13 protein-coding genes are annotated in these 12318 nt (G+C 55.7%); 5 read left to right on the top strand and 8 right to left on the bottom strand.

The genetic code is table 11. The features are described from left to right. Positions 1-83: 83 nt before the first annotated feature. The 4 genes from ACA079_RS08750 to ACA079_RS08735 form a co-directional block, all read right to left on the bottom strand. Positions 84-1067 (bottom strand): FecR family protein, encoded by a 984-nt coding sequence (locus ACA079_RS08750; protein ID WP_497703226.1) that lies wholly within the window; start codon positions 1065-1067, stop codon positions 84-86. 40 nt (positions 1068-1107) lie between these two features. Then, a complete protein-coding gene (locus ACA079_RS08745) occupies positions 1108-1608 on the bottom strand; it encodes a sigma-70 family RNA polymerase sigma factor (RefSeq protein ID WP_033061101.1) in 501 nt (166 codons plus the stop codon). A gap of 191 nt (positions 1609-1799) precedes the next feature. Continuing rightward, the gene (locus tag ACA079_RS08740) at positions 1800-2054 is read right to left on the bottom strand and encodes a hypothetical protein (RefSeq protein WP_497703225.1); all 255 of its coding nucleotides are present in this window, start codon (positions 2052-2054) and stop codon (positions 1800-1802) included. Positions 2055-2087: 33 nt separating this feature from the next. Next, on the bottom strand, positions 2088-2474 hold the full coding sequence (locus ACA079_RS08735) for a DUF6124 family protein (RefSeq protein ID WP_497703224.1): 387 nt from the start codon (positions 2472-2474) through the stop codon (positions 2088-2090). 447 nt (positions 2475-2921) lie between these two features. Between ACA079_RS08735 and ACA079_RS08730 the strand changes: the two genes are divergently transcribed. Continuing rightward, positions 2922-3518 carry a helix-turn-helix transcriptional regulator gene (locus ACA079_RS08730; protein ID WP_497703223.1) on the top strand — a complete coding sequence of 199 codons (597 nt, stop codon included), beginning with the start codon at positions 2922-2924 and terminating at the stop codon, positions 3516-3518. Then, positions 3511-4389, top strand: coding sequence for a queuosine precursor transporter (locus ACA079_RS08725; RefSeq protein ID WP_497703222.1), 879 nt, complete (start codon positions 3511-3513; stop codon positions 4387-4389). Before ACA079_RS08730 ends, ACA079_RS08725 begins: the two co-directional genes overlap by 8 nt. A 40-nt stretch (positions 4390-4429) precedes the next feature. On the opposite strand, the gene queC is transcribed toward ACA079_RS08725, so the two are convergent. After that, the gene (gene queC, locus ACA079_RS08720; RefSeq protein ID WP_497704297.1) at positions 4430-5122 is read right to left on the bottom strand and encodes a 7-cyano-7-deazaguanine synthase QueC; all 693 of its coding nucleotides are present in this window, start codon (positions 5120-5122) and stop codon (positions 4430-4432) included. A gap of 146 nt (positions 5123-5268) precedes the next feature. Then, positions 5269-6402, bottom strand: coding sequence for an MFS transporter (locus ACA079_RS08715; protein ID WP_497704296.1), 1134 nt, complete (start codon positions 6400-6402; stop codon positions 5269-5271). Positions 6403-6502: 100 nt separating this feature from the next. Between ACA079_RS08715 and ACA079_RS08710 the strand changes: the two genes are divergently transcribed. The 3 genes from ACA079_RS08710 (at position 6503) to ACA079_RS08700 (ending at position 10074) form a co-directional block, all read left to right on the top strand. Further along, positions 6503-7267 carry an AraC family transcriptional regulator gene (locus tag ACA079_RS08710; protein WP_497703221.1) on the top strand — a complete coding sequence of 255 codons (765 nt, stop codon included), beginning with the start codon at positions 6503-6505 and terminating at the stop codon, positions 7265-7267. Between the two features lie 96 nt (positions 7268-7363). Beyond that, positions 7364-8485 carry an HlyD family secretion protein gene (locus tag ACA079_RS08705; protein WP_497703220.1) on the top strand — a complete coding sequence of 374 codons (1122 nt, stop codon included), beginning with the start codon at positions 7364-7366 and terminating at the stop codon, positions 8483-8485. Then, a complete protein-coding gene (locus ACA079_RS08700; RefSeq protein ID WP_497703219.1) occupies positions 8482-10074 on the top strand; it encodes a DHA2 family efflux MFS transporter permease subunit in 1593 nt (530 codons plus the stop codon). The genes ACA079_RS08705 and ACA079_RS08700 overlap by 4 nt, the downstream gene beginning before the upstream one ends. Positions 10075-10083: 9 nt before the next feature. Here ACA079_RS08700 and ACA079_RS08695 read toward each other — a convergent pair whose 3' ends face one another. Beyond that, a complete protein-coding gene (locus ACA079_RS08695) occupies positions 10084-10524 on the bottom strand; it encodes a carboxymuconolactone decarboxylase family protein (protein WP_497703218.1) in 441 nt (146 codons plus the stop codon). 185 nt (positions 10525-10709) lie between these two features. Further along, positions 10710-12152: a mechanosensitive ion channel domain-containing protein gene (locus ACA079_RS08690; RefSeq protein WP_497703217.1), complete on the bottom strand. Its 1443-nt coding sequence runs from the start codon at positions 12150-12152 to the stop codon at positions 10710-10712. Positions 12153-12318: the final 166 nt, after the last annotated feature.

Genomic DNA, 12318 nt, shown 5'->3' with positions numbered 1-12318 from the left:
TGTGGATCGCAAGAGTGTGCGCTTGTTAATGCAAACCAGTTGCAGTTGGACAGGAAGACGATCAACTCGAAAAAAACCTGAATTTATTTTGAAATTATTTCCTGACTGCCGTCATCGAGGGTGCGCACGGCCACTGGCAGAATGCTCGGCAAGGCCTTGAGCAGTGCGTCGGTGTTGCCGGATTTGAACACGCTGGTCAGGCGCAGATTGCCCACTTTGTCGTTGCCGACGGTGAGCGGTTTCTCCCGATAGCGCGAGACTTCCTCGGCGACGTCGCTGAGTCTGGCGTTGGTGAACACCAGTTTGCCGCTGCGCCAGGCGGTCAGCTCCGCAGGGTTGACCGCGTAGGCAGCGGCCACTTTGCCCTGGGCATCGATGTGCGTACCGAGCCCGGCGGTGAGGCTGATGAAATCGCTGTCCGCCGCTGCGTGACCCTGAACCTTGACGGTGCCCTGCTCCACCACGACCCGGGTTTGGGCGGTGTCGCGACGCACATCAAAACGGGTGCCGGTGACCGTAACCTTGCCGCTGCCCGCCTCGACCACGAAAGGCCGACGGGTGTCGTGCTCGACGCTGAACATCGCTTCGCCCTGCGTCAGCTCGATGCTGCGGCGGTCGTTTTCATAGTGCACCTGAACGCGGCTGCGGCTGTTCAGGTCGATCACCGAACCGTCCGGCAACGCCACATGACGTCGCTCACCCAAGGCCGTAGAAAATTCGGCGGTGTAGATCGCCGGGTGATTCAAACCGCTGAACAACCCCAACCCGAGCGCGACGGCCAACACACTGGCGGCCACCGCATAACGCACCAGCGGGCGACGTTTGCTGCGCGCGGGCGGGGTTTCACACAAGGCTTGCAGACGTGCCGCCGGCAGCAAATCCGCCGCCGACCACAAGCCCTGGAGCAACTGGAATTCGTCGCGATGCTGAGGGTGTTCGTCCAGCCAGGCTTCGAAATGCCGATACTCTTCGACATTCACCGCAGGTTCCTGCAAACGCACAAACCACCGCGCCGCATCGTCGCGAACCGTTGTTTGCCCGCACGCACAATCACGAGTATCCATCATGGAAGTTCCTGTTTGGGTGGGGATGAGAAGGCACCGCCGATCATGGCTGCAATCCGTCAAGGCGGTCGCGCAGATGCCGCAGCGTGCGGATCATATACTTTTCCACCATGTTCTTGGACAGTCCCAGGCGTTCGGCGATTTCAGCCTGGGTCAGGCCTTCGATCTTCTGCCAGACAAACACCTTGCGGCAGTTGACCGGCAGCTCGGTGAGCGCCCGTTCGATGGAGTCAGCCAACTGGATCGCATGCATGAAATGCTCCGGGTCGCCGGACGACGACACACTGTGATCAACCGCCTCCGACTCCATGGCGCCCCGCCGATCCTCCCGCCGATAACCATCCACCGCGATGTTGCGCGCGGTCTGGTGCAAATACGCCCGAGGTTGTGCAACCGTCGCCGAATCGGACTCAAGCACCCTCACGAAGGTGTCGTGGGCCAGGTCCTCGGCCTGCTGACGATTTCTCAGGCGACGGGTCCAGGTCCCGACCAACTCTTCGTAATGCTCGAAAAAGCCGTGTCTGCGGGGCAGCTTGGGGGTCATTGCGGTGTGCTGTGAAGACGGGGCGTGAATAGTAATGCTTCCTATTAACCGGAAGCAATGGATTCCAGATCGGCGCTACACCGGTTTTTGCCCCCGGCCTATCCGCTGATGATCTTGTGCGCGGGTGGTGGCAATCAGGACAACGACCAGCCGACCTGTTTGTAACGGGGGCGCCGAAAGGCGCCCTTTTTTTACACTGAAACCTGCCCCTGCAATCGTCGTCCGACGACATCCATCAAATCACAGCCATCGCGCAGTGAAGTCACCAACACCCGCGCCAGCTCACTGTGGACACCCTCGCCAAACGCAATGCTCTCCAGCAGTTGCGTTGCGGTACGAATGCGATAGGCCGCGGTTTCATGCAACACGTCCAGTGGTGCCTCAGTGTCGATCAGCAATGATGGGATGTTGCAGTCGATGCCAGTGATAGGCATGTATCGATCCATGATGAAAAACCTCCATTGGGTAAAGGCACACGATTATTCAGCGTTGGCAGTTGGACGACCTTCAGACGATCCCCGGGGCGGTTCCAGGTTGTCCAGCGCTCGATTGACCAGTAACTCGCCCAGCGCGGAAAGTTGCTGAATACCCACAATGACATGGCGACGAGGGCCTTCCAGTTCACGGGCAAGATCGGTGGCCATGACACTGAGGGAGGCGAGGGTTTCAGAGGCATGACAGAGCAGGGATTCCGTGTCGACATCCGGAACGACGGCGAAGAAATAGCTGGCAGATGCGGGACGTGTGTGAGTACGCAGGGGCACGCTGACGAGTTGTTCGGCGACTTTGGCGGGACTGGATGAATCGACGGTTTCGTTTGGGGAATCGTTTGGTGATGCCGCGGATTTGGTGGCGAATTTTTTCATAACAGAGCTCCTTGCAAAGTTAAAAAATGCAAGTCCCACGCTGTTGACCGGGACTAGGTTGGCTACTGTACGCGTGTTATCGGAGAGGTAAAATTATTAATAATAAATTTAACTTTATTAATCAAACAAGTGAACATCTGTGCAGGAAAATGATTATAAGTGGTTAATATTCGTACATTCCGAAAGATTCGATAGCTACAAAAAATACAGACGATATTTTCCGCTGTTAACAGTGCCTCACATTAAACACCCATTACTTCCTCATTTCTGTAAGAAATTTCGGTGATGTACCCCTACGTCCCCCTGTGAAACATTATTTAACGTTTGCCAGCGTGCTTACGACATTATTTTGCACATAATTCAGGCATGCAGGATGTAGGGCTCTCTGAAAACACTCAGCTATATCGGGGAGATTTTCTCTAGCAAAAAAGCAAACGGTGACTTTTAATGCACAGAAAAGAAAAAACAGAAAATTTAAAAAACAACATTAAGTATTTGATAAAAAGTCGCGGCGAAACTCAACTATCACTATGCAACTCCATTGGCTTAACCAGAACTACGATATACAACATTTTGGAGGGCAAGGTTGTAAACGTCCAACAGTCTACAGTTCGCAAGATCTCTGATTTTTTCGGAGTATCCTATAAAGAAATAGAAAGCATAGATTTTGAGAAGAAAGAGATAATCGAAAGCAGTATTTCCCTTCACGGAAACATGAATCCAGCCGCAGTCCCCATAATCAAAGAAAGTTTGCTTATTCAGAGCTTGGACAAAAGAATCGGTGAGCTAGCGACACTTCATCCCTTGACGTACTATTTCGGTGCGGCGTGCAATTTAATCGGAGTGCTTCTTGAGAGCGAAATCAGTGGGACCAATGAACCTGGAGACCTATTGATCATAAAAAAAGGAGTCTCAAATAGCGATAGAGAAAAACTGATGTACGACAAAAAAATAAAAAAATTATTTATAACCAATGAAAACCTTATTGATTCGGATGTCGTTTATACCGTAGGAGAAATTATAGAGGAAAGATTTAATGGTTGACAAAAGCGCAGTCGAGAACAGCAAGTACAAACTATTAGGATTTGAGAACAGCAAAGAGCTTGCAGTAATAATGATTATTTCCACGGGAAAAATCATCAAAGTAAATTTAGGCAAGCTTATGAAAAGCGACATACTAGACAATTTAAACAAAGCAGAAATAAAGGATATATATAGAAAGTTCTATTCGCGCGGGACTGCATTGACAGCATACGAAATGACTGACCGTCATGAAAAATCGTGGGCCATGTACGTCGTACTAAACCTTCTACTTTTTACGCTTTACATTTTTGCAAATATTGGCGCAGCAAAACCCGTTTACTTAGAGCAACTTAATATTGTTGTTACGCCGGGAGTTTTTCTGTACCCACTTACATTTTTAATCGTTGACCTATTAAATGAATTTTACGGACTTAGACTGGCCAAAAAAGTCATCCTTCTTGTATTTTCATGCAACACCTTTATTATGGTTTTGCTTGGTGCATCGACTTACTTTCCGGGACTACCTGGCTGGAAACTTGATGCATCCTACAACGAGGTTATTGGCCACGTGTCGTCTATCTTAGTAGCCTCCTCCATATCGTTTCTAATTTCCGAATACGTGAACTCGTATCTTCTCTGCAGAATAAAAGAACTCACGAACTCCAGATTTCTATTTCTGCGAGTGTTTTTCAGCACTTTTTTTGCGGTGATAATAGACAGCTTTATTTTTTGCTTTATTGCATTCTACGGCTCCATGCAAAATAGCGACATACTTAATATCATCTATATCCAGATAGTTATAAAAATGTTTTTTGCTGTTTTTAATATTTTGCCCGCATATGGGGCAAGATCACTTTTTCAAAAGCGCATGCCAGGCAAGCAAGCGGTATGAGACAAGGGGGTTGAAATCCAACCCCTCATGATTATGTTGCCTATCTTAGGTTAAGTTTTATTTTTAAATCTTTCATGACATCAGTTTTGTTTTCCAGATATGTTTTCATCCCTTTTGCACGGAGACCACAAGCATCACAACTGGCACACCCACTTCCTTTTATCCCGCGGTAACAAGTAAGCGTATGATTGTTAATCAAATCCAGCCGATTATAGTAATCGCTCAGCGCCCAGATTTCTGCCTTGTTCAGCCACATAAGCGGCGCCTCAACTCGCAACTTATAATCCATTCCCAACTCAATGGCACTGTTCAACACCTTAACAAACTCATCGCCACAATCAGGATAACCAGAGCTCTCTGTTTCACATACCCCTGTGATGACAGCTTCAGCACCGACTTGATAGGCATAAATAGAAGCCAACGTTAAAAACAGAATATTCCTGCCAGGCACAAACGTATCAGGCACGCCGTTCCCCGTACTCCTCGCAATTGGAATGTTGTCACGCGTCAAGCTGCTAATGGCAAGTTCGTTTAGCAATGAAGCGTCCAATACTTTGTGCACCTTCACGCCAAGCTGTTTTGAAAGCTGTTGCGCCACTTCGATTTCGGCACGATGGCGCTGGCCATAATCAAACGTAATGCAGTGGATTTCATCGTAAATCGGCAATGCATGGATCAAGCAGGTGGTTGAGTCTTGTCCGCCGCTGAAAACGATAACGGCCTTTCTGGTCATGGTTCGTTCTTCCTTGGGGTTTCCCGGCAGGGTGCCGGGGTCGTTGAACCTACCGGGAAGCTCCAATTCTCGCTGTGGGAAGTTTCCGAAATGACCGTCTCCGATTTCCGTTTGTATTAATTCTTTGTTGAACTGGACAACGGTCATCAACGCTTACGTTTGCCGCCTGAACCCGCCAACAGCAACGCCAATGCGCCACACAGCATCAACGTCTCACCCAACGCCTGCCCCCAGGCTGCCAGCATCAACCCACCGCCAATCAGCACGTAATAGAACAAACCAAACAGCGCGCCGGCTGTACCCAATCGATCGCCATAATTGGCCAGTGCCGAACCGAGGATGTTCGGGATCGCCATGCCGAACGCGAGCACCACCAGCAGCATCGCCAGCACAAACAGACCGCTGCCCTGCATCAGCCAAACGCCGACACCGCCTGCCAATGCCAACACTGCCGCCAGCCGGATCAGTTGCAAACCATTGAGCCCTCGATGCAACAGGCGTTTGTTGAGCCAGGCGCCAAGGCCGGAACCCATTGCCAGGATCACACCGCTGTAGCCGAACCATTGCGCACTCAAGCCCAGGCGCTGAAACAGGAAAGGACCGAGGCTGTAGTAGCTGAACAACGCGATATTGAACAGCGCCACCAAGAGCGTCGAACGCCAGATATCGCGGTCCTGGAGCATTCGCCACAACGTCTCGAACAGAGCAGGCGTGGTCAGATTCAGGGGTCGGGTTTCCGGCAAGCCCCGCAGGCACCACAGCCCTAACGCCAAGGACAGCAACAGAAGGCATCCCAACACGCCGCGATAGCCGAAGCCTTGCACCAGGCTCGCCCCGGTGAACAGGCCAATCGCCGGGCTGGCTGCAAGCGCGATGCCCATCACCGAAAACACCTGCGCCAATTCCGCCCCCTTGAAACGGTCGCGCAGTACGGTTTGCGTCACGACCGACCCCACCGCAGCGCCAAAAGCTGCCAGCGCCTGGGCCATCAACAGGGTATCGAAGGTACGGGCATTGAGCGCCAGCACCGAGGCGCCGGCATACAACGCCAGCCCGGCGAGCATCGACGGCCGACGTCCGATCCGGTCGCACAGCCGGCCCCACACCACCACGCCGAATGCGAAAGCCAGAAAAAACACCGACAGGGTTTGCGCCGCCTCTTGCGGCCCGACGGCAAAGGCCTGGCCAATGTCCGCCAGCGCCGGGCTGTAAAGGGTTTGAGCGATCTGCGGAAACATCAGCAAGGCAATCGCCAATACCAACAGGCTTTTGGAGTTCATCACGACTTCACTCTTCCAGAAAAACTGGCGAGCAGCTTAAGAAACCCTGACTGACGTATTATCCAAACCCTGCCAATTAATCGTTGAAATCGGACAATCCATGGCCTGGCTCGATTCCCACACGCAATTCGATCCCGACAGCTATCCAGCGTCGGTGATCGGCATCGCCTCAATCCTGGGCGATCACGATTCCGGACTGCATCAGCATCAACGCGGACAGTTGCTGTTCACCCGGCAGGGCTGCACGCGCATTACCCTGGCGCAGCAGTTGTGCCTGTTGCCGCCCTCCCGCGCCGCATGGATTCCGCCTGGGGCTGTCCACCGCGCGGTGATGCAGCAGAGCGTCGACTACCGCTCGATTTACCTGACACCGGCGTTGTGCGCCGAGCTGCCGCAACAGGTTTGTGTGATTGAAGTCAGCCCGTTGCTGCGGGCGGTGCTGGAGCCGATAGCCCAGGCCGATTTCGACACGAATTGGCAGCAGGGCAAATTCGTTCATCTGCTGGGCCTGTGCCTGAGCGAAATCCGCGACGCCGTGCCGCAACCAATGCTCTTGCCATTGCCGTGGGACAAACGCCTGGCGCCGCTGCTCGCAACGCTCGAGCAGCTGCCACCGGAACTTCAAGTCCTGGAACAACAGATCGGCGCCAGCGGCCGAACCATCGGGCGAATCTTCCAGCGTGAAACCGGCATGAGCTATCAGCAGTGGCGCCAGCAATGGCGGCTGATGCGCGCCATCGAACTGCTCGCGACCGGGCGGAACATTGGCTACAGCGCCTTCGACCTGGGGTTTGCCAGTGACAGTGCATTCATCGCCTTCTTCAAGGACATGACCGGTATCACCCCGGGCGCCTGGCTCAAATAAGCAACTGACCACCGGCAGTAAAAATCAATTGCCACTAAATATTACCTGCGTCATATTACACGCGTAATAAAGACCCGTTTCCTACAGGTAAACCCCATGACCAGCATGCCCAGCCTTGAACCCGACCTTGCTGTCCCGGTGAGCACACCCAAGCCTTCCCTGCTCAAACGGTTGATCTTGCTCGCTGCGGTCATCGCTGGCCTGGTGTTCGCCGGGCTGTACGCGACTCACTGGTGGACCGCCGGCCGTTTCATCGAAGAAACCGACGACGCCTACATCGGCGGCGACGTGACGGTGATCGGGCCGAAGGTGGCGGGTTACATCGAAGAAGTGCTGGTGACCGACAACCAGAAGGTCAAGGCCGGCGATGTGTTGATTCGTCTCGACTCCCGCGACTACCGCGCCAACCTGGCCGAAGCCGAAGGTGCGGTGGCCGCCGAAGAAGCGCTGCTCGCCAATCTCGATGCCACCGAAGAATTGCAACACGCGGTGATCGGCCAGGCCCGCGCCGGGATTGATGCCGCCGGCGCCGAAACCGCCCGCTCACGGGATGACGATGCTCGCTACAAAAAACTGGTCGGCAGCAATGCCGTCTCGGTGGAAAGCGCCCAACGCGCCAACGCCACCTTCAAGACCGCCCAAGCCCTCAGTGCTCGGGCCCAGGCTGAACTGCTGGCGGCGCAACGTCAGCTGAACGTGATCGCAACCCAGAAACAGCAAGCCCGCGCCGCACTGATGCAGGCTCGTGCCGAACGTGATCTGGCGCAATTGAATGTGGGTTACACCGAACTGAAGGCCCCGGTAGACGGGGTGATCGGCAATCGTCGGGCACGGGTCGGCGCTTATGCCCAGGCCGGTTCGCAACTGCTGTCGGTGGTACCGGCCAGTGGGCTGTGGGTCGATGCCAACTTCAAGGAAGATCAGCTATCGCGAATGACACCGGGACAACGGGTGATCATTCACGCCGACGTGCTTTCGGGGCAAGAATTCCACGGTCATCTGGACAGCCTCGCGCCGGCCAGCGGTTCGCAGTTCAGCGTGCTGCCGCCGGAAAACGCCACCGGCAACTTCACCAAAATCGTTCAGCGGGTGCCGGTGCGCATCGTGCTTGATCCGGCCGATGGCGTGCTCGGCCATCTGCGTCCAGGCCTGTCGGTCACCGCTGAAGTGGACACTCGCAAGGAACCTGAAACCCCGGCCGTGGCCAGCGCGCCATGAGCCGCGCCCTCGCCGCCCCCGCGCAACCGTTCAATGCCGCCGATATGGCAACGGCGACCAAGGTGTTCGCCTTCGCCACCATGTGCATCGGCATGTTCATTGCCCTGCTGGACATCCAGATCGTCTCGGCGTCGTTGCGTGACATTGGCGGCGGGCTCTCGGCCGGCACCGACGAAACGGCGTGGGTGCAAACCAGTTACCTGATTGCCGAAATCATCGTGATCCCGTTGTCTGGCTGGCTGTCACGAGTGTTCTCGACACGTTGGCTGTTCTGCGCATCAGCAGTGGGTTTCACCTTGGCCAGCCTGCTCTGCGGCGCGGCCTGGAACATTCAGAGCATGATCGCCTTCCGCGCCCTGCAAGGGTTTCTCGGTGGTTCGATGATCCCGCTGGTGTTCACCACCGCGTTCTTTTTCTTCACCGGCAAACAACGGGTGATCGCCGCCGCCACCATTGGCGCGGTGGCCTCTTTGGCCCCGACCCTGGGGCCGGTAATCGGCGGCTGGATTACCGATGTTTCCTCCTGGCACTGGCTGTTCTACATCAACCTGGTGCCGGGGATCTTCGTCGCCGTGGCAGTGCCGATGCTGGTGAAAATCGACCAGCCGGAATTGTCGCTGCTCAAAGGCGCCGACTACTTGAGCATGGTGTTCATGGCGCTGTTTCTCGGTTGCCTGGAATACACCCTCGAAGAAGGCCCGCGCTGGAACTGGTTCAGCGACAGCACGATTCTGACCACGGCATGGATCAGCGGACTGGCCGGCCTGGCGTTCATCGGTAGAACCCTGCACGTTGCCAACCCGATCGTCGATCTGCGCGCCCTGAAAGACCGCAACTTTGCCCTAGGCTGTTTCTTTTCGTTTGTCACCGGGATCGGTCTGTTCGCCACCATTTACCTGACGCCGCTGTTTCTCGGCCGGGTGCGTGGCTACGGTGCGCTGGACATTGGTCTGGCGGTTTTCTCCACCGGGGTGTTCCAGATCATGGCGATTCCGCTGTACGCCTTTCTGGCCAACCGCATCGATCTGCGCTGGATCATGATGACCGGCCTTGGGTTGTTCGCGTTGTCGATGTGGGATTTCAGCCCGATCACCCATGACTGGGGGGCTAAGGAATTGATGTTGCCGCAAGCGCTGCGCGGGATTGCCCAGCAATTGGCGGTGCCACCAGCGGTGACCCTGACCCTCGGCGGACTGGCACCAGCGCGGCTCAAACACGCGTCGGGACTGTTCAACTTGATGCGAAACCTTGGGGGTGCCATCGGCATCGCCGCGTGCGCGACCATTCTGAATGACCGCACCAACCTGCACTTCACCCGGTTGGCGGAAAACCTCAACAGCACCAATGAAGCACTGAATCAGTGGCTGTCCCAGGTTGGCAACAACTTCGCCGCCCTCGGCCAAAGCGGTGACGCGGGCGTCACCGCCAGCCTGCATCAGCTCTGGCTGCTGACCTACCGCGAAGCGCAGACGCAAACCTACGGCGATGCGTTCCTGATGATCATGGTCTGCTTCATCATCGCCACGGCGATGGTGCCCTTGATGCGCAAGGTGCAACCACCGGCCGCGCCGAGTGCGGATGCTCATTGAGCCCAGTTATTACTCCTGAGGCATTTTGCGGAAACCTACCGCCAGGCGGTTCCAGCTGTTGATGGTGGAAATCGCCACGGTCAGGTCGACCATTTCCTTGGGCGTGAACTGCGCGCTGGCCAGTTCGTAGTCTTCGTCAGGGGCGTGGGTCTGGCTCAGCAGCGTCAGGGATTCGGTCCAGGCCAGCGCCGCACGTTCGCGGGGTGTGAAGAACGGTGTTTCACGCCAGACCGACACCGCGTACAGCCGACGCTCGGTTTCGCCACCCTTGCGGGCATCGGCGGTGTGCATGTCGACGCAGAAGGCGCAGCCATTGATCTGGGAGGCGCGCAGCTTGACCAGTTCAATCAGGGTTTTTTCCAGAGGCAGCTTCGAGACAGCGGTTTCCAGCGCGATCATGGCTTTGAGTGCGTCTGGGGAAGCGGTGTAGAAATCAATACGCGGTTGCATGGTGTGCTCCAGTCACAAGGGGTGTGGAGCTACGTTAATCCCGCACTGACCTACAGCAAATAGCCAATTATTGGGAAGATAAGGATGCCAATGGTCGGGCTTGAAAATATGCCATAGGGGTGATTGCCATCACGTCACCGACAGCGCGGCAGTCTGCGCACAGAAAGCCGCTGACCTTCAAACCCCTACGCTCGATTGCGCAGCCACTGCAAAAATCCCTTCTTCTGCACAACCCTAGGCGCTTCCTGAGTCAACGTCTGAGCCTTGTTCAAGCGGAAATCCAGTAACGCCTTCATCGCTTCGCTGATGTCATGTCGCGCATCCAGACACGGTTTGAGGTAGTCCTTTTCGATCCGGTACAAGCTGCACGCGGTCTTGGCGCTGAAGTCCGCCGGTAGCGCCGTCTCGGACAAAATCCCGCCCTCGCCGATCACCTCACCCGGGCCCATGCGCCCGGATTCGAACTTGACCCCACCACGGCTCAGCTCCACCGAGACGACACCGGATTCGATGATGAACAAATGATCGCTGACCTCCCCCGCCGGCAGGATCAATTCACCTGCGCGGAAGTTTTGCAGGGTCATGTTCTGGCTGAAGGTTTCTTTCTCTTCCTGACGCAGGGTCGAGAAAATATTCGACGCGTCCAGCAATGCCCGTGGCCGTGAGAGGTTGGCAGGTGCAGTCGGTTCGACGCTCGACAACAGGCTGACACCGCTGGCCTGCAAGTGCCGGTACGCCAGGTCGAACAGCAGATTGCGGACCATGCGTTTCTGATCCATCGAAACCACGAAACCACTGATTTCGTATTCCACGCCGGTGGCGCTGGAGCCTTTCAACGCGACGCACGGCGCCGGTTTGTTCAACAGATAGCGGCATCCTTGCATCGCTCGTTCCAGCGCGTCGATCACCGTTTGCGGACGCGCGTGCGGGCTCAATTGCAGGCTGATGGACACGCCAAAAATATCACTGGGTCGGCTGAAGTTGATGATCTTGGCTTTGGCCGCCAGGGAGTTTGGAATCACCGCCATGCTGCCCTGGGACGTTTGCAGGCGCGTCGCGCGCCAGTCGATATCGATGACCCGGCCTTCGGTGCCGTCGATGGAGATCCAGTCATCCAGTTGATAGGGTTTGGTGGTGTTCAGCACGATCCCGGAGAACACGTCGCTGAGGGTACTTTGCAAGGCCAGGCCGACGATGATCGCCAACGCGCCGGAGGTCGCCAGCACGCCTTTGACCGGCAGATCGAGTACGTACGCCAAAGCCGCGATGATCGCGATCAGGAAAATCACCGCGCCGAGCAAATCCTGGAGCAAGCGCCCGGTGTGCCCGACCCGTTGCATCATCACCGCGCCAATCAGCACCGTCAGGGTGCGCGCGCCGAACAGCCACCAGCCAATCTGCAATCCGGTGGCTGCCAGGTGCAGTGGGACGTTGTCGGCCCATGGCGCCGTCTCCATGGGGTTCAGACCTTCGTTGAACAGCAGGACACTGAACAACGAGAAAATCACTAGCCGTACGAGCATTTTCCAGTTGCTGCCATTGGCACTGAGCAGGCGCCACAGCCCCAGATCGATAAGGATCAAAATCATCGCGCAGATCAACGGGTGATCGGTAAGCAGTGACTGCATCAAGCAACTCCAGCGAAGGCCAATGAACGGAAGATCGCACACATTGGCCACATTGTAGGAGTGTTTGATGCAAAACCAATGTGGGAGCGAGCTTGCTCGCGATGACGGTAGAACAGTCACCAATGCAGTGACTGTCAGACCGCTATCGCGAGCAAGCTCGCTCCCA

The sequence above is a fragment of the Pseudomonas sp. LBUM1645 genome, from assembly GCF_059716185.1.
This window is presented reverse-complemented; position numbering and strand designations above follow the sequence as displayed.